At 36.6% G+C, this 17,883-nt stretch carries 17 protein-coding genes and 1 riboswitch; of the genes, 4 read left to right on the forward strand and 13 right to left on the reverse strand.

The annotated features are described in order from the left end of the window. Positions 1–2 precede the first annotated feature (2 nt). The 3 genes from LG329_RS04840 to LG329_RS04850 are packed head-to-tail and all read left to right on the forward strand — an operon-like array spanning position 3 to position 2,029. Positions 3–758, forward strand: a complete 756-nt coding sequence (locus LG329_RS04840; protein WP_404454062.1) for a metal ABC transporter ATP-binding protein — start codon at positions 3–5, stop codon at positions 756–758. 15 nt (positions 759–773) lie between these two features. After that, positions 774–1,616, forward strand: a complete 843-nt coding sequence (locus LG329_RS04845) for a metal ABC transporter permease (protein ID WP_404454064.1) — start codon at positions 774–776, stop codon at positions 1,614–1,616. After that, positions 1,616–2,029, forward strand: a complete 414-nt coding sequence (locus tag LG329_RS04850; RefSeq protein ID WP_404454066.1) for a Fur family transcriptional regulator — start codon at positions 1,616–1,618, stop codon at positions 2,027–2,029. The genes LG329_RS04845 and LG329_RS04850 overlap by 1 nt, the downstream gene beginning before the upstream one ends. A 62-nt stretch (positions 2,030–2,091) precedes the next feature. Here the strand turns inward: LG329_RS04850 and LG329_RS04855 are convergent, their stop codons facing one another. The 4 genes from LG329_RS04855 to LG329_RS04870 all read right to left on the reverse strand — a co-directional run bounded on the left by LG329_RS04855 (position 2,092) and on the right by LG329_RS04870 (position 5,518). Continuing rightward, the gene (locus LG329_RS04855) at positions 2,092–2,895 is read right to left on the reverse strand and encodes a VLRF1 family aeRF1-type release factor (RefSeq protein WP_404454069.1); all 804 of its coding nucleotides are present in this window, start codon (positions 2,893–2,895) and stop codon (positions 2,092–2,094) included. A 75-nt stretch (positions 2,896–2,970) separates the two neighbouring features. Next, positions 2,971–3,285, reverse strand: a complete 315-nt coding sequence (locus LG329_RS04860; protein WP_404454071.1) for a DMT family transporter — start codon at positions 3,283–3,285, stop codon at positions 2,971–2,973. Further along, a complete protein-coding gene (locus LG329_RS04865) occupies positions 3,285–3,620 on the reverse strand; it encodes a DMT family transporter (protein WP_404454074.1) in 336 nt (111 codons plus the stop codon). Before LG329_RS04865 ends, LG329_RS04860 begins: the two co-directional genes overlap by 1 nt. Before the next feature lie 510 nt (positions 3,621–4,130). Then, a riboswitch (guanidine-I (ykkC/yxkD leader) is annotated at positions 4,131–4,229 on the reverse strand. Between the two features lie 5 nt (positions 4,230–4,234). Then, positions 4,235–5,518, reverse strand: a complete 1,284-nt coding sequence (locus LG329_RS04870) for a hemolysin family protein (protein WP_404454077.1) — start codon at positions 5,516–5,518, stop codon at positions 4,235–4,237. 289 nt (positions 5,519–5,807) lie between these two features. Here LG329_RS04870 and LG329_RS04875 point away from each other — a divergent pair, with 289 nt between their 5' ends. Then, positions 5,808–6,389, forward strand: a complete 582-nt coding sequence (locus LG329_RS04875; protein WP_404454078.1) for a YitT family protein — start codon at positions 5,808–5,810, stop codon at positions 6,387–6,389. 31 nt (positions 6,390–6,420) lie between these two features. Here the strand turns inward: LG329_RS04875 and LG329_RS04880 are convergent, their stop codons facing one another. The 9 genes from LG329_RS04880 to liaF form a co-directional block, all read right to left on the reverse strand. Continuing rightward, positions 6,421–7,920: a BCCT family transporter gene (locus LG329_RS04880; RefSeq protein WP_404454080.1), complete on the reverse strand. Its 1,500-nt coding sequence runs from the start codon at positions 7,918–7,920 to the stop codon at positions 6,421–6,423. A gap of 298 nt (positions 7,921–8,218) precedes the next feature. Continuing rightward, positions 8,219–8,803: a nitroreductase family protein gene (locus tag LG329_RS04885; RefSeq protein ID WP_404454083.1), complete on the reverse strand. Its 585-nt coding sequence runs from the start codon at positions 8,801–8,803 to the stop codon at positions 8,219–8,221. Between the two features lie 557 nt (positions 8,804–9,360). Further along, positions 9,361–10,605: an NlpC/P60 family protein gene (locus LG329_RS04890; protein WP_404454086.1), complete on the reverse strand. Its 1,245-nt coding sequence runs from the start codon at positions 10,603–10,605 to the stop codon at positions 9,361–9,363. A 269-nt stretch (positions 10,606–10,874) separates the two neighbouring features. Then, the gene (gene corA, locus LG329_RS04895; protein ID WP_404454089.1) at positions 10,875–11,825 is read right to left on the reverse strand and encodes a magnesium/cobalt transporter CorA; all 951 of its coding nucleotides are present in this window, start codon (positions 11,823–11,825) and stop codon (positions 10,875–10,877) included. A gap of 288 nt (positions 11,826–12,113) precedes the next feature. After that, positions 12,114–13,391 carry an isocitrate lyase gene (gene aceA, locus LG329_RS04900; protein ID WP_404454092.1) on the reverse strand — a complete coding sequence of 426 codons (1,278 nt, stop codon included), beginning with the start codon at positions 13,389–13,391 and terminating at the stop codon, positions 12,114–12,116. Next, the gene (aceB, locus tag LG329_RS04905) at positions 13,391–14,989 is read right to left on the reverse strand and encodes a malate synthase A (RefSeq protein WP_404454095.1); all 1,599 of its coding nucleotides are present in this window, start codon (positions 14,987–14,989) and stop codon (positions 13,391–13,393) included. The genes aceA and aceB overlap by 1 nt, the downstream gene beginning before the upstream one ends. 313 nt (positions 14,990–15,302) lie before the next feature. Next, complete coding sequence (locus LG329_RS04910; RefSeq protein WP_404454098.1) at positions 15,303–15,935, reverse strand: response regulator; 633 nt, start codon at positions 15,933–15,935, stop codon at positions 15,303–15,305. After that, positions 15,928–16,971: a histidine kinase gene (locus LG329_RS04915; protein ID WP_404454101.1), complete on the reverse strand. Its 1,044-nt coding sequence runs from the start codon at positions 16,969–16,971 to the stop codon at positions 15,928–15,930. Before LG329_RS04915 ends, LG329_RS04910 begins: the two co-directional genes overlap by 8 nt. Next, positions 16,968–17,699 carry a cell wall-active antibiotics response protein LiaF gene (gene liaF, locus LG329_RS04920; RefSeq protein WP_404454104.1) on the reverse strand — a complete coding sequence of 244 codons (732 nt, stop codon included), beginning with the start codon at positions 17,697–17,699 and terminating at the stop codon, positions 16,968–16,970. The genes LG329_RS04915 and liaF overlap by 4 nt, the downstream gene beginning before the upstream one ends. Between the last annotated feature and the right edge of the window lie 184 nt (positions 17,700–17,883).

Here is a 17,883-nt window from a genome sequence, read left to right on the forward strand (position 1 = left end):
AAATGAGCGAGCCCATAATTTCGATGAAAAACGTAGACTATGCTTACGAAAATAAAGCTGTTCTATCCAACATAAACTTCGAAATACCCCAAGGTGCATTCATGGGGTTAGTCGGCCCGAATGGTGGAGGTAAAACAACTTTAATCAAACTTATATTAGGAATCCTGAAACCTGATCACGGTGAAATCTCTTTGTTTAATGAACCAATTGGAAAATTTAGAGCCTGGAATCATATTGGCTTTGTATCACAAAAATCCAATTCATTTAATAAAGGTTTCCCTGCTACCGTATTTGAAGTAGTATCAATGGGATTAACAGCAAAGGTCGGTTACTTAAAGTTTTTCACAAAAAAACATAAGGCCGAAATCTTAAAGGCCATTGATCAGGTTGGTATGGGGGAATATGCCTACCAAAACATTGGTAATCTATCAGGCGGACAACAGCAGCGCGTTTTTATTGCTCGCTCACTTGTGAATGACCCTAAATTACTCATATTAGATGAACCAACTGTTGGAGTAGATAATGAAAATGTCCAACGATTTTATGATTTATTACACCAATTAAATCAAGAGCGTAATATCACTTTGTTGCTTGTCACACATGACACTGGCATCATGACTGAACATGCCACAGATATTGTTTGCTTAAACAAAACATTATACTTTCACGGAGATCCTAAGGAGTATTCATCCTTAACAGACCGTGATCTTTCTCGTTTTTATGGACACCCAGTAAACCTAGTTACACATGATCATTAATACGGAGGAACTTTTATGCTAGCAGATATTTTAGAATATGACTTTTTAAGAAACACTTTTTTAACCGGACTTTTGATTGGCATAATTGCTCCGCTGCTTGGTACGTTCATTGTTGTGAGACGCTTATCGCTGATTGCAGATGCACTTTCCCATGTCACACTAGCTGGGATTGCATTCGGTTTATTACTAGAAAAAAAATTCGCAACTACTATCATTACTCCACTATATGGTGGAATGATTTTTTCCGTAATAGGATCCATTTTCATTGAAAAGTTAAGAGGGGTGTACAAAACCTATCAGGATCTGGCTATCCCTATCATCCTATCAGGTGGGGTTGGACTAAGTGTTATTTTCATTTCACTTGCAGATGGTTTTAATACCGAACTATTTAATTATTTATTTGGATCGGTATCAGCTGTCAGTCAAAAAGATTTTCTATCCATCCTGGGTATATCGATATTTGTTATTCTTATTATCTTTTTATTTTATAAAGAATTATTCACTTTATCCTTTGACGAAGAACATGCAAGCGTTTCTGGCATACATGCAAAGGCCATTCATCTACTATTCATTGTTCTGACTGCACTAGTTATTGCTGCTTCTATTCGAATCGTTGGTGTTTTGCTTGTTTCAGCGTTAATGACATTACCGGTTGCAGCGAGCATGAGACTTACGAGAGGGTTTAAACAAACTATCTTTTTATCTGTTGTATTTGGTGAAACAGCTGTTATTCTAGGATTACTGTCCGGTTATTATTTCAGCATACCCCCAGGTGGTACGATTGTACTAATATCTATTATTATTTTACTCATTTCAATTGGAATAAAGAAATTTTCAAAAAAGAGAGTGGTGAATTAATGAAGCTAAAAGATGCAATAACCAAGTTAAAGGAAGATGGCTATAAATCAACAGCAAAACGCGAGGATATCTTGACTTTTTTTACTGAAGCAGATGGCTATCGTACTGCTAAGGATCTAATCCAATATCTTGAGCCAACCTATGAAGGTATTAGCTTTGATACGGTCTATCGTAATTTACATCTATTTAATGAGGTAGGAATTCTAGAAACGACAGAACTTAATGGGGAAAAACATTTTCGAATTTCATGTACACACCACCATCACCACCACTTCATCTGTAAAGATTGTGGAAAGACAAAAGAAATAGATGTTTGTCCAATGAATGAAGTGGAAAATACCCTTGCCAACTATGCTATAGAAGGACATAAGTTTGAAATTTACGGTCTTTGCCCTGCATGTAAAAGCGCATGAACCTGATTATCTTACTTTGGTACGTAAAAAGAGCTGAACCATTAAGATTCAGCTCTAACTTTTTATCCAAATACTTCGTCCAGAACTTTCGTTTCCTCATGATCCAGCAAATTTTTTTGAATAACTTGATTTGCAGTCTTATTCATTTGGGCTTCAACCTCATTCGCTGCCTCTGGATCCCCAACAATATAAATATTCTCCCATTCACGATCCTTAGCTTGTTTGTCTATGGCTGGTGCAATACGCTTGTACCATCGATGTTTATTAGCACTATAACGAGCATTAAAGCTATCTTTTTGTGTACTTTTCCCACCACTTCCCATAGAGGCATCAGCTTTATGAGGGCCTGTCATTTGTCTCCAACTATCTGTATCTATATCTAATTCATAATGTGATGTATCGTTAATTTCACCTAATTCAGTATCAATAACCTTAATTTGATCCTGTTGCACAAGCACGATTCCAGACTTCGGGAACGTTTCATGTAATTGTTTTAATTGATCAAGGACAGGATAACTCTCCCAATAGAATTCAGTTGTTAATCTCATTTGGACACGTTCTGCAAACCAAACATCTTCCTCTGCAGTTGCAAATAAAATAATACCTTTACGAAATTTTTGTTCATTCTCTACTACAAAGTTCCTCACTTTTTCTTTCACTACTTGAAAATCTTTAAGATCTCCATGGTTTTCATCTTCTGCTAAATACTTTTCAAAGTTATGCAATCCATTTTTTAAATGAATTTTCCATTCGCCAGCTTGTTGCTCGGGATCTGAAGGGTCAGTGTTTAAATACATCGTAAAAACTTTATTCGAATTTCCGTTGTCCACTTTTTCTAATTGATTTATTTGTTCGGTTAAATCCATTAGTTATCTGCACTCCTTTATAAGTACCATTTACTAATTGCATTACCGATATCTTTGATAACTAAACATAGAAAATTAGCCAATAAGTTTCAATCCAACCGCCGCAGACAAAATCATACTAATGAATAAAATCCTACGCCAATCGGCTGATTCCTTGTAAACGATAATTCCGATTACCGCACTGCCAACTGTCCCCATTCCTGTCCAAACTGCATAGGCAGTGCTCATTTGAATGGTTTTCATGGCTACAGATAAAAATACGAAACTGATAATAAAACCGCCGAACAATAAGAGAAACGATTTCCAGCTTTTATTTTGATTAACTTTATTTATTCCCATCACACCAAGAACTTCGCCTAAACCCGCAATAATTAAGAAGAACCAATCCATTAGCCTTTCGCCCCCTCAACCTCTTTTGTAATTGTTTTTAAACCAAAAACACCAGCGAGTAATAGTCCGATTAATAAAATTTTCGCTAAGCTAAATGGCTCTTGGAATAAAACAATATCTAAAATAACCGTTCCCGCGGAGCCAATCCCTGTAAATACGGCATAGGTTGTACCAACTGGCAGCCTTTTTGATGCAACGATTAATAGATGCATACTTAAATAAATGGCAATTGCTGTTCCAAACCATGCGATTGGAATATTTGCATGCTTAAGCCCTACTACCCACCCAATTTCAAATAATCCTGCAAGAAATACAATGTTCCATTCTTTTTGCACTATAAACACTCCTCTAATAATTAGGCTCTTTTCGTACGCATTTGTTGCATTTCATCTTCATAGTTGATATGACTGCGACGTAACTTACCGCTACGGAAATAAACTGCGATGTAACAGAAACGTGATTTCCGCTGCGGGTAGTCGCGCACCTTAGGGTGGCTGGTGAGCCTCCTCGTGCTCCGCACTCCGGGGTCTCACCTATGCCTTTCCTCCCGCAGGAGTCGACTACCCGCAGCTCCAATCACTGAAGTTATTAGCTGACCCTAGCGAAGGAAAAACACGGAGACTCCTGCGGGAAAGCGAAGTGATGAGACCCCACAGTGAGCGGTCTTTGCGATCGAGGAGGCTCAGCGCAAGCCCGCGGAAAGCGTAGTGATTTTTCCGTAGCGGTCGCAGGGCACTGAACATGACTTTTGGTTACTTCGCAGTTTGTATCTATTCTCTCAAAAGCAACAATCTTTACGAAAACAGCCAATAATTAAAAGCCCGAGATGATATCTGTATAAGATATCCTCCCGGGCTTTTGTCCCTCCGTGTACACATTCAAGTTATGTGCGTTTCCTCTTGGACCAGACCAATTTACATTGCGGAACCCTAGAAAACCTTATATTTAGTTAGCTTTTAACAATTTTTACTTTCTTTATTTGATACCCGTCAATTTCCTCAACAATAAACTGATGATCATTAAAATCTATGATAGTACCTTTTACAGCATCTAGATTATGAGTGATAATCCATCCACCAATAGTATCTACCTCATCATCTTCTAAGTCAATACCAAATACTTCATTAATTTCATCTAACAAAACTTTTCCATCAACTAACGTAGTCGTCTCATCTATTTCTTCCACCATTGGTTTCTCATTCGTATCAAATTCGTCACGAATATCGCCAACAATTTCTTCTAAGATATCTTCTACTGTTAGTAATCCTGCTGTTCCACCATATTCATCGATAACAATCGCCATATGGATGCGCTCTTTTTGCATTTTTATAAGAACTTGTTTAATCGGTGTTGCTTCGGTTATATGAAGTATTGGTCGAATGTATTCATCCAACGATTCCGGTTCCTTATGGATGTGGCCTGTAAATATTTCTTTAATATTCACCAAGCCAATAATATGATCCTTGTCCTCATCTGCCACAGGATAGCGTGTAAATTGACCTTCCTTTATCACGTCAAGGTTTTCCTCAAAGCTATCTTCGGCAAAAAAGCAAATCATTTCTGTTCGGGGAATCATAATTTCTTTTGCTACCCGATCATCGAATTCAAAAATATTATTTACATACGTCATTTCGGCCTGATTTATTTCCCCGCTTTTATAACTTTGTGAAAGTATCAATCGAAGTTCTTCTTCCGAGTGTGCAACTTCATGTTCATTTACAGGCTGAAACCCAAATAAACGAATAAATAACCTAGCAGAACCATTTAGTAACCAGATGAACGGATACATGATCTTATAGAAGAATATTAGTGGTCTCGATAAAATTAACGTAATTAATTCGGCCCTCTGAATCGCAATTGTTTTAGGTGCCAGTTCACCAATTACAACATGCAAAAATGTAATAACCCCGAATGCAATGGCAAACGATAGCACTTCAGATAACCCCGGACTAATTCCAAATTCAATAAATAATGGATCTAGCATATGTTTTACGGTAGGCTCTCCTAACCAACCTAACCCTAAAGCAGTAACGGTAATCCCTAGTTGACAGGCTGATAAGTAGGCATCCAGATTATCAACCAGTTTCTTAGCATATACAGCGCTTTTGTTACCATCAGCTATTAAATGATCTAAACGTGTAGCACGTACCTTTACGATTGCGAATTCGGTTGCCACAAAGAATGCTGTAAGAATAATCAATATGACAACCATAAGTAAATTAACTATTTCCAATTAATATCCTTGCATTTAAAAATACAAGGAATTCACCTCCTGATATGTTTTAAGTATGATAAAGACCGCTCTTTTTGTATGTGATTCAGTAAAGGAAGTTTTATAAGTCCACTAAATCTTTTTTGTGAATTTACTTTATGTATTTGTTTTAAATCCTTCCCATCTGAATCACCCACCTTCTAAGATGAATTATAAGCTAAATGAAATGACAAGTCTATTATAAGTATATATGTTCACCCGTAAAGCATACATTTACCATAAGGTTGTTTTGGACAAGGGTGGAATGAAGATGTTTAGAAAAATGGTAGCAATTCTGATTGGAAGTCTATTTATCGCACTTGGGATCAATCTATTTATTATCCCAAACCACTTAATTGATGGCGGAATAATTGGGATTGGATTAATAGCAAAATACACACTTGGTTTAAAGCCAGGGTTAACGATTATCGTCTTAAGCCTACCTATATATCTTTTTGCATGGAAGTATGTCAGACCGTATTTTTATAACGGATTACATGGTTTATTAATTAGTTCATTCTTTATTGATCTTTTCCATCCCTTATCCCACATTGCTTCCTTTCCTATTTTAATTTCTGCACTTAGCGGTGGTGTGATAATTGGTATCGGAATCAGTTTTATGTTAACAACTAAGTCTAGTGCAGGTGGCACTGATTTACTTGCTTTAATGATTTCAAAAACTACTAGAATTAATGTTGGCATCTTAATTTTTCTCATCGACATAGTTGTTATTTTTTTGGGGTGGATTTTAATTCCTAATGCACATATTTTCTCTTCCGGAATTATGATAGCCGTAACTGGTCTTACTACATCAGTCGCTACCTCGATTAGTGAACAAAAAAAATGCAGTTAAAGGAGTGTTCCCTTAACTGCATGGATAAGCATTAATCTTTTCTATTTGGTATTTTTTCTTTTTTAAGCATCTTCACAAAGGATAGGAGCATCAATAGTAATATTATGGTAAATGGCAGAGCAGATACGAGCGATGCGGTTTGTAATGCATTCAATCCCCCTGCAATTAATAATACAACAGCAATTGCAGTAATCAATGTACCCCAAATCATTTTTCCAATAAGTCCAGGATTAAGACTCCCTTTTGACGTCATGCTTCCTAATATATAGGTCGCAGAATCAGCCGATGTAACCAAGAAAGTGAAAATCAGGACTATCGCCAATACAGACATAATATCTGTTAATGGTAAACCCTCAAATGTTTTAAATAACGCAACAGCCATATCTTTATTTACCGCTTCAGCAATTTGTGTGCCATTATTTAGATCACTGAAAAGTGCTGTACCCCCAAATGCGGCAATCCATAAACATGCAATCGCAGGTGGAACAATTAAAACACCAAATACAAATTCCCGGATGGTTCTCCCTCTCGATACACGAGCAACGAAAGCACCTACGAAAGGTGACCAAGCAATCGCCCATGCCCAGTAGAAAATAGTCCATTCTGTTACCCACGTTTCACCAGTGTAAGGCGATAGACGCAAACTATACTGAATAAAGTTTGTAAAATAATCACCTAAACCAAGAACAAATGAATTTAATATAAATACAGTCGGTCCAGCAAAAAATACAAATAATAGTAGTAACAGGCATAACCCTAAGTTAATATTACTCAACCATTTAATCCCTTTGTTAAGTCCTGTACTTGATGAAAGTAAATATAGCAATAACATTACACCTGCTATAGCAATTTGAATCCACAATGAATCAGGAACACCAAAAACTGTTTTTAGACCACCATTCATTTGCAGAATACCTAAACCTAAAGATGTTGCAACCCCCATAACTGTAGCAATAACAGCCAAGGAATCAATTGTAGTTGCAACCCCTTTATTTTTACCAATCACTGGTTTAATCGATGTTGAAATTAATCCTTTTTTACTTTTCTTAAACTGCAAGAAGGCAATTACTAGTCCAACAATTGCAAATACTGACCATTGGCTAACCCCCCAATGGAAAAAAGCATAACCCATTGCCACTCTCGCTGCTTCTTCAGTTTGACTTTCTAAGCCAAGAAAAGGTGTTTTGAAAAAGTGACTCATTGGTCCTGCAACACCCCAGAATACCAAACCAGCACCAAATCCGGCTGAGAATAGCATTCCTATCCATGTGAAAAATGGATACTCTGGACGAGAATCTGCTGGTCCAAGTCTAATTTTCCCATATTTCGTAATGGAGATTCCAATTAAAAATAAGACAAAAATGAATACGGCTAACAGATAAAACCAGCCAAAGTTAATGGTAGTAAATCCAAATAGTTCTCCGGCTACGACTTTAAATTTTTCAGGCCAAATTGCTCCAAATAGTACTAAAAAAGTTACAATGATTACTGAAATAAAAAATACGGGATTTTTATATGTATGTTTTTCCATAATTAGTCCTTTCTTTGCATAATTTCATTTTTTCAATTAAGTAATAAATTGTTTTGGAAGGCGATTACCATATTAAGGTTTAACATATATAATATAACCGTTTTCCACATAACTTAAACTCTTTCATTGGGGGCAAATCGGACTATTTATCCTTTCTATTATGCATGTACTATTATTCTCATGCAGTCATTTCGGATCCCACTTCAACTAATTCCATAAGTTTAAAATACTAGCATAAGAAAATTTAAAGCGCAACAAAAAAAGAGAGCATTTTATACTTAATGCCCTCAAAAAGTAATTATTCTTTTGTGAACATACCTTCTGAAATAAACGCATTTACTTCCTTACGATCAGATGGTTTTTCTCTTTCATGAAACTTTTCTTCTAGTAAATCCTTTTCTCCTTTATAACCAAGTGCAATAATAGCCTGAATTGCATAATTATCAGGAACCTGTAATATTTCTCTTGCTTGATCTCTGTTGAAACCACCCATACCATGTGTGATTAATCCTTTACGGGTCGCCTCTAAAGCTAAATAACCCCAGGCTGCACCAGTATCAAAAGCATGTGTGACGTTGTCGCCAAATCTTTCTGAGTCCATTTTCGAAGTAATAGCGATCAGTACAGGTGCTTTTTTACACCACGCCACATTGTTCTCATTTATAAAGGAAAGAAACTTCGCGCGATCCTCATCATTACGTGCCACTACAAAATGCCATGGTTGCATGTTTGCCGCAGATGGCGCCCATCGTGCCGCTTCAAATATACTATGCAAAACATTTTCCGGTACTTCTTTATTTAAAAATGATCTTGGTGACCACCTTTGCAAATAGATTGGATCAATATCATGTGATGCAGTTCGAAATTCTTTTACATTATTCATAATCAAGTAACTCCTTTTTCGTATGAATGTCATTATTTTAGGCTCTTTTCGTACGCATTGTTGCTATTTCATCTTCATAGTTGATATAAACTACGAAGTAACCAAAAACCATGTTCATTGCCCTGCGACCGCTACGGAAAAATCACTACGCTTTCCGCGGGCTTGCGCTGAGCCTCCTCGATCGCAAAGAACGCTCACTGCGGGGTCTCATCACTTCGCTTTCCCGCAGGAGTCTCCGTGTTTTTCCTTCGCTGGAATGGCGTCCAATAATGGAATGAAAGTAATTTTGGGGCAAGGAGGCTGAAGCCGTGCCCGCGGAAAGCAACTGTCCGCAGCGGAAATCAACCAACAGTTACACCACGATATATCAATTCTCTCGAAAGCAACAATCTTTACGAGAACAGCCTTATTTTAAATTCCAATAACCATTATACAATATTTACTTACTATAAGAAACCTTTTTACTTTTTGTAATGTATAAAATAGGTATATTGTGCTAGCTTTTTAGAAAAAATAAAAAGACCCACCCGTTAAGGATAGATCTCCTAGATTTATAACTAGCGTACACGACGTACATGACCTGCGAAATGATTAGCCCAATATCCACTTGTCATATTAGCAACTGCTAAACCAGTTGAGTTTTGAGAACCGATAAATTTACCGCCGCCAACGTAGATGCCAACATGGCCATTGGTTTTATAGGTATTAAAGAATACTAAATCACCTGGTTGAATATTGCTATAGGAAACTTGATGTCCAGTATATTGTAATCCAGATGTACTTGATGGCACTGAAATTCCACCTTGAGCAAATGCCCATGATACGAATCCTGAACAATCAAATCCGCTTGGACTTCCTCCACCCCATACATATGGTGTACCAAGGTATGGATATCCGGCATTAATTGCAGCACTTATGCCGCCACCGCCTGAACTAGAAGGAGTTGATTTATTACTAGATGAACTCTTTTCACTTAATGTAGTTAGATTACCTGAACTATCTTTTTGGGTATTATTTCCGCGTTCGTTTCCAACACGGGATTGTGCTATATTTTGACTGATTTCCGCTTCTAATGCTGCTAGTTTACTATCTTTTATTTGTAGCTCTTCTTTTAATTGTTGTAGTTCTTCTTTTTTAGTTTTAAGTTCTTTTTTATCTTTTTCATTTTGCTCTTTTTGTTCTAAGATAGTAGACTTCATACCCTCAATCTCTGTCTTCATATCATTTAAGCCTGCTAGTTTCTTTTCAATTTCATCTTGTTTATCTTCTAATGCTTTTTTAGCTTCTTCTTGCTCTTCCATTAATTTAGTATCAGAATCTGTGATTTTGTTTACTGCTGATACACGGCTAATAAATTCTCCAAAACTATTAGATCCGAAGATTACATCCATATATCCGATGTTTCCTCCGCTTTGTTGATAAGAAACAATACGATCTTTTAAAATTTCATAACGTGCTTCAATCTCTTTTTCTAGTTTTTCTATTTCTTCTTCTAAAGCTTTAACTTCTGCTTTTGTATCTTCTATTTTACCTTCTGTTTCATCCATCTTAGCTTGGTTTGCTTTTAACGCTTCATCTACTTTTTCAATTTTTTCATTCAATTCTTCTAAATCTATCATTACGTCTGCAATTTTTGCTTCTGCCTTTGATAGATTGGCTTTAATAGACGATCGTTCACTATGTATTTCAGATTGCTTACTTTTTAAATCTGATGTGGTTTCTGCTTGGACTGTGTTATTGATGAACATGCTCCCTAATCCAACTACCGCCACAGTAGTTAGAGTCATTAACGATTTCTTCAATTAATATTCCCCGCTTCCCCTATTTCACACCTATATGATTATTTCTCTTTATGTCTGTTTTTTATGTAGAGGTGATCTATAATTTTATATTATGTATTCTATTATTATTTTCTTAGGCAATTAGTAGTATATCATCCAAAAATGACATGAATGTAATAGTAATATTACAATTATATTTCAATTTTGATGAATTCCTCTATTAAATTACATAATTTGTTAAAATCATACAAAAAAAGCTTACCTCAAAATATAGTAGGTAAGCTTTTCCATCAATCAAACCAGCCTTTTTTTCTAAACCAGACGTACATACCAATTGAAACAACAAGCATAATAGCCCAAACGACAAAATATCCATATTTTTCATCTAATTCTGGCATAAAAGTAAAATTCATGCCGTAAATACCGACAATAAACGTTAATGGCATGAAAATAACTGATATAACAGTAAGAACTTGCATGGTTCGATTGGTCTGGTGCGCATTTAGGGATAAATAACTATCTCTTATGTCCTGTGTCAATTCGCGATTAGAGGTAGTAATATCGGCTACTTTTATTAAATGATCATGTATATCTACAAAATATTCCTTACGTTTTTGTACACCATCTAAGTGATGGGAGTTCAAGATACGATACAATAAATCACGCATCGGATGTACCGTTTGACGAAGCTTTAATAGTTCACCTCTCCGGTCAAATAAGTGCTCCAATAAATCTTCCATAGATAAATTCTTTGTATTGTCCTCAATTTCATTAATATGATCCTCAATTTCGTACACTATTGGAAAGTACTGATCTACAACAAAATCCAATAATTGATAGAAAATGTAATATTCATCAAATGGATCTTTGTTGTTACTTCCTGTCAGCAAATTTTTTACGGACTCTGTATACGTACATTGTTGTTTGTGATAGGTAACAATAAAATTATCTCCAATAAAAATATCAATTTCTTTCTTAGACAATGATTGCTGTTCAAGTGAATGAATAACAAAAAATGTATGACCCTCATAATAATCAAGCTTCGGACGCTGTAAATCATGCATGCAATCCTCAATTGCCAACGGATGAAACTGAAAGTAGGTTTCCAATAAATCTGTTTCAGTTTCTGTTGGGGATTCAAAATCAACCCAGAACCAATCATATGTATTATTTTTCAGATCATCAAGTGAAATATTTTCAACCGGATCTTTATTCTCATTTTGTGCTAGTATCGTAATCATAGCCTCATACTTTCTTTATAGTTGATACGTTTCTTTTACCCAACTTTACAAGTTATTACACTACATTTAATCTGCGACATGGACAATTTTCTTCAAATACTGATAAAAAGGGAAAAATTCCTGATAAATGTTGAAAGTTCCTGATAAATCATGAAAATTTCCTGATAAAAGTCCAAATCTCCTGATAAACCATAACAATTCCTGATGAACCGACCACGGAAGTCGTTACGCTAACTCACTACGTTAAAAAAGGGACTTACATCACGCAAGCCCCTCCATAAAATACGTTTATCTTGTAAATTGCTCAGTTTCAGTTGAACCTTTCAAGGCCACTGTAGATGATGTACCACCTGATATGACCTGTGCTACTTCGTCAAAATAACCTGTCCCAACTTCACGTTGGTGTCTCGTCGCACTGTATCCAAATTGCTCATTTGCAAATTCAGCTTGTTGCAGTTCTGAGTAGGCTGCCATTCCCATGTCTTTATATTTCCGAGCAAGTTCAAACATACTATGATTCAGTGCATGAAACCCTGCAAGAGTAACAAATTGAAACTTATATCCCATCTTGCCTAATTCATTTTGAAAGGATGCTATTTCCTCATCAGATAATTTGTTTTTCCAATTAAATGAGGGAGAACAGTTATACGCTAATAGTTTTTCTGGGTATTTTTCATGAATTGCATCAGCAAATTTCTGTGCTTCTTTTAAATTAGGTTCTGATGTTTCACACCAAATTAAATCCGCATATGGTGCATACGCTAAGCCACGCGCGATTGCTTGATCGATTCCTGCTTTCGTTTTATAAAAACCTTCTGGTGTGCGTTCTCCAGTAATAAACTTGTTATCCTGTGGGTCAAAATCACTTGTAATCAAGTCTGCCGCATTTGCGTCTGTTCGTGCAATTACAAGTGTTGGCGTTCCCATCACATCGGCTGCGAAGCGTGCAGCAATTAAGTTTCTAACAGCTGTTTGCGTTGGTAATAATACCTTCCCACCAAGGTGTCCGCATTTTTTCTCTGAGGATAATTGATCTTCAAAATGTACGGCAGCTGCCCCAGATTCAATCATCGATTTCATCAATTCGAATACGTTCAATTGGCCACCAAATCCTGCCTCGGCATCTGCAACGATTGGAGCAAACCAATCTATCTCTTCATTACCCTCTGCAAAATGTATTTGGTCGGCACGTTGTAATGCCTGATTAATCCGTTTCACAACCTGTGGAACACTATTTACTGGATAAAGACTTTGGTCAGGGTACATTTGACCAGCCAAGTTTGCATCAGCTGCAACCTGCCAACCACTTAAATATATTGCTTTTAATCCTGCCTTCACTTGTTGAACAGCTTGATTTCCTGTTAAAGCACCAAGCGCATTCACATATTCCTCACCATTAATAAGATTCCACAGTTTTTCTGCACCTCTGCGTGCTAGACTATGCTCAATATCGACAGAACCCCTTAGTCGGATAACTTCTTCAGCCGTATAGGGACGCTCAACTCCTACCCATCGTAAATCATTTTCCCATTGTTCCTTTAGATTGTTTACACGACTTTCTCTCATTACATATTTCCCCCTTCAATTAATTTGTTATATGCTGAAATGGTTAAAAACTCGGTAAACTTTTCTTCTTTAATCAACTGCCTAAACAATTCCGCCGCTTCCCTTAAACTGTTCGTTTCAATGACCCCATTTAATTTTTCTAATTCCGCTGTTTGTATTTGATCAACGAGTGAAAAGTCTATCTTCCGCCCATCATCCAGCACGCCTTTAGAATGGCGAATCCATTGCCACACCTGAGCACGTGAAATTTCAGCTGTTGCTGCATCTTCCATCAGATTATTGATGGGTACTGCACCTTTTCCTTGTAACCACGCCGCTATATATTGGATTCCTACACGAATATTCGTCCGTAAACCGTTTTCCGTAATCGCGCCTTGGGGTAAAGCTAGTAAGTCTGCTTGTGTCACGTGTACGTCATTTCGAAGTCTCTCAGTCTGGTTTTCTGTTGGCATATGCTTATTGAAAATATCAAGTACTATACCTACCATTCCAGGGTGTGCCACCCACGTTCCATCATGACCATCCTCCACTTCACGTTCTTTATCCTTTTTAACTTTCTCAAATGCTAATTGATTCGCTTGATCATTTCCTTTGACAGGAATTTGTGCTGCCATTCCACCAATCGCTGGGGCGCCACGTTTATGACAAGTCTGGATTGCTAATAAAGAATAAGATCGCATGAAATGTGTTTCCATTGTTACAACAGCTCGATCAGGAAATATAACCGATTGATCTTGTTGGAATTTTTTGATGAAGCTAAAAATATAGTCCCATCGCCCACAATTTAATCCAGCAGAATGTTTCCGTAGTTCATACAGAATTTCATCCATTTCAAATGCTGCAGAAATCGTTTCAATTAATACGGTTGCTTTAATCGAACCTTCCGGAACACCAAGTTCCTGTTGAGCAAATACAAACACATCATTCCATAACCGCGCCTCTAAATGATTTTCTAACTTAGGCAAATAAAAGTATGGTCCTGACTCTTTCCTTAATAGTTCCTTTGCATTATGAAAAAAATATAGTCCAAAATCTACTAAACTAGCAGACATTGCAATGCCATTAACAGTTATATGTTTTTCATGAAGATGCCAACCCCGGGGTCGCACCATTAACACTGCTGTTTTATCATGTAATTTATATTCCTTACCGTTGCTCTCATTCTTAAAATAAATATCCCTTCGAACTGCATCGTATAAGTTCATTTGCCCGTTCATCATGTTTTCCCAAGTAGGAGACGAGGAATCTTCCAAATCCGCCATAAATGTTTTAGCACCTGAATTTAATGCATTAATCATCATCTTACGATCAACCGGACCAGTAATTTCAACACGTCGATCTTTTAAATCCTTTGGGAGTGGTTCTATTGTCCATGTAGCATCATCACGTATTTTCTTTGTTTCTGATAAAAAATCTAGCTTTTTTCCCTTGTTTACTGTTTCTTGTAATTGCGTTCTTATTGTTAATAAATTATTTCTTCTTTCTTCAAAGCGATGATGAAGTTTCTCTAAAAAGTGTAGTGCATCGTCAGATAAAATTGATTCAAAAAATGAATTAATTTCTCCATTAACATGAATCGTTCTGTTCGATGTAACCATAACCAGCCTCCTTTTGTTATAATACAATATAATAAAGTATGATTTGTTATAATACAGGTACCTCAAAAAAATTTACTCTTCCTTTTTGGATAAACAGTATTCACACTCCAGCATGTAATATCGATCATCAATTTTTTCCCCGCATTGCTGACATTTTGTGTTCATCAATTCATCACTCCCTTTTATATAACAGGTTAAATATCGTTAAGTTGTTATAAAACAGTCTATGCGATTATTTTAAAAAATGCAACCTCTTTTTTCGAAAAAATTAAAAAACAGTTTAAGTCGATGTTATCAACCTAAACTGTTCATACTATTTCACAAGGTCATGCTTGAATGCATAAATCACTGCTTGGGTACGGTCTTGAACCTCGAGTTTACCTAATATATTACTAACGTGAACTTTTACTGTTTTCAACGCGATAAACAACAAATCAGCTATTTCTTGATTTGTTTTACCCTGCGCTACCAATAGTAGGATTTCCATTTCTCTTTCAGTAAGCTGATCATGTAATTGGTCTACTGGCTTGGTCCGCATCCGGGTCATTATTTTTCCAGTTACCTCAGGCTCTAGAATAGATTGCCCTTCAAAAGTGGAACGTATGGCTTTCGCAATTTCACTTGCTTTAGAAGTTTTTAACATATAACTTGTTGCTCCTGCTTCAAGAGCAGGATAAACTTTTTCATCATCAATAAAGCTGGTAACAATAATAACCTTTGCTTCCGGCCATTGTTCTATTATTTGTTTTGTTGCTTCGATACCGTCCATTTCCTTCATCACTAAATCCATTAAAATAACATCGGGTCTTAGGTTTAATGCCATTTCAACAGCTTCACCACCATCATCCGCTTCTGCTACTACATCAATATCTGGCTGGGAGGATAAGTAAGCTGATACACCGATTCTAACCATTTCATGATCATCTGCAAATAAAACTTTAATCATTGTTTTCACCTTCTTTTTTCAAGCGTGGAATTTTCACTTCTACTCGTGTTCCTTCATTTGGCAAACTGATTATTTTACACGTTCCGCCCACTTCATTGGCTCTTTCCCCCATATTTTGAATTCCATATGAGCTTGTGCGCACTTTTTCTACATTAAATCCAATTCCGTTATCGACTATTCGTAAAATGACTGTATCATCCCGTTCGATTAACAATGCGTCCAGGGTCGTAGCTTTCGCATGCCTTAATGTATTGGATACGGACTCTTGCAGAATTCGAAATAGCTGATCTTCTATTCCTTTTTCGACAGTGAATTGTTCCACTTTCCACTCGATTTCCATTGGGACCTTTTGCCTTAGTTCGAGCAATAATTCCTCAACACCTTCTTGCAGCGATTTTCCTTTTAATGCAACTGGTCTGAGGTGAAGCAATAAAGCCCTCATTTCTAGTTGTGATTGATGGATCATATTTTCCACCATGTAAAGCTGTTTTTTTCGTGCCTGTTCATCTGATCCATCATTTTCATTTATTGCTGACATCATCATGGATGCAGCGAATAACTGTTGGCTGACAGAATCATGTAATTCTCGCGCCAGACGATTTCTTTCCTGTATGACGACTTCCTGAAGGCTTTTTTCCCGTTCATTCGCTCGTTCTGTTACCATCCGTTGGGAGTGTTCTGCCTGCAATCTGAATTTTTCTTGTACCTGTATCATCCGCTGTTGAATTGCCTCTAATTCCTTTTGGGCTTCATCTTCCATTGTCAACTTTTGACCTTTAACTAATTCATTTAACTGGCGATCAATTCCATGAAGCCGTTGTCGCCAATACAGGCCAGAGGATATCCCAATAATAAAACCAGCAGTAACAGGGAGGATAAACACCAACAACAGATAAGGAACATTTATAATTTCCTCGTTTATGAGAAGTGACCAACTGTCTAAAGGAAAGGTAATAAACGTAACACCAATCACCACTAACGAAAGAAATACACTGAACAAAACGGATGTGATAACATGTCGCATGACTATATTCATATCCGTTTCACCTTAATGTCTCCTGATAGTAAAGACGTAATGATTTTGACACGAGGATAAGTGGAATCATACTTTTCTGTTCTGTACAAAAGGGATTGGTTCATTAGTTTCCGGTGACGGGTCCCAAAAATTTGCGCACGCCCAAATACCGAGCTGTGATGTATGCTAACTTCTACCTCATACGGAATATAAATTTCAATATTACCAATAAGGTGCCGTATTGAAATTATTGCAGTTTCATCTGGTAAAACTGTATTACTTAAGTCAATTATCCTATCACCAAAAGCACCATGTATATTGATGTCGCGCCATTGATATGATTGGTTAGTAGTTTCTTGATCACCAAATATTTTATGGTCAAACAAGGGTTTTGTTTTCATAATTGTTTCCTGATTTTCATTTTCTTCAGCTGTAATATGAGGTTGGATATGATCCGGTTTTTTTTTGGACTTAGAATAGTTTAAAATGAATAATATGATACCTACTATGACAAGAAATCTGATAGCCATCATATTAAAAATAGTAAACACTAAACTAATAATACCAATCCAAAAAAAAGCTTTGCCCCACAATCTATGAAACCTTTTCCAGCCAACATAAATAAATAAGCCAAAAAACAAGGCAGATATAATCATACCTCCACCAAAAAAGGTAATTTCAATGATAAAGAGGATCACCCCAGTAATTAATATCCAGTTTAATGTGTCTGTAGATAATCGATGAAACATAATGGTGACCCCCCTTTATATATGTAATAAGAAAAGCTTAAGCGCCTTGGTCAGCCCCGACAAGTTTAAGACGAATCTCTTAGTGATGATTTTTATCACAAAGAGATTTGACTTAAAACCTCAGGCGGGCTAGGCGCTGGAGCTAGACAGATTAACGCCAAAACTTCCTTGCTAAAAGAAAAGA

Origin of the sequence: Virgibacillus necropolis (assembly GCF_044793635.1) — a bacterium.
Lineage (GTDB): Bacteria > Bacillota > Bacilli > Bacillales > Amphibacillaceae > Virgibacillus_F > Virgibacillus_F necropolis_A.

Excerpts from the sequence above, each read along its gene's own strand:
- LG329_RS04840 (WP_404454062.1), top strand. The coding sequence starts at position 3 with ATGAGCGAGCCCATAATTTCGATGAAAAACGTAGACTATGCTTACGAA.
- LG329_RS04845 (WP_404454064.1), top strand. The coding sequence starts at position 774 with ATGCTAGCAGATATTTTAGAATATGACTTTTTAAGAAACACTTTTTTA.
- LG329_RS04850 (WP_404454066.1), top strand. The coding sequence starts at position 1,616 with ATGAAGCTAAAAGATGCAATAACCAAGTTAAAGGAAGATGGCTATAAA.
- LG329_RS04855 (WP_404454069.1), bottom strand. The coding sequence starts at position 2,895 with ATGGATTTAACCGAACAAATAAATCAATTAGAAAAAGTGGACAACGGA.
- LG329_RS04860 (WP_404454071.1), bottom strand. The coding sequence starts at position 3,285 with ATGGATTGGTTCTTCTTAATTATTGCGGGTTTAGGCGAAGTTCTTGGT.
- LG329_RS04875 (WP_404454078.1), top strand. The coding sequence starts at position 5,808 with ATGTTTAGAAAAATGGTAGCAATTCTGATTGGAAGTCTATTTATCGCA.
- LG329_RS04880 (WP_404454080.1), bottom strand. The coding sequence starts at position 7,920 with ATGGAAAAACATACATATAAAAATCCCGTATTTTTTATTTCAGTAATC.
- LG329_RS04885 (WP_404454083.1), bottom strand. The coding sequence starts at position 8,803 with ATGAATAATGTAAAAGAATTTCGAACTGCATCACATGATATTGATCCA.
- corA (WP_404454089.1), bottom strand. The coding sequence starts at position 11,825 with ATGATTACGATACTAGCACAAAATGAGAATAAAGATCCGGTTGAAAAT.
- aceA (WP_404454092.1), bottom strand. The coding sequence starts at position 13,391 with ATGAGAGAAAGTCGTGTAAACAATCTAAAGGAACAATGGGAAAATGAT.
- aceB (WP_404454095.1), bottom strand. The coding sequence starts at position 14,989 with ATGGTTACATCGAACAGAACGATTCATGTTAATGGAGAAATTAATTCA.
- LG329_RS04910 (WP_404454098.1), bottom strand. The coding sequence starts at position 15,935 with ATGATTAAAGTTTTATTTGCAGATGATCATGAAATGGTTAGAATCGGT.
- LG329_RS04915 (WP_404454101.1), bottom strand. The coding sequence starts at position 16,971 with ATGAATATAGTCATGCGACATGTTATCACATCCGTTTTGTTCAGTGTA.
- liaF (WP_404454104.1), bottom strand. The coding sequence starts at position 17,699 with ATGTTTCATCGATTATCTACAGACACATTAAACTGGATATTAATTACT.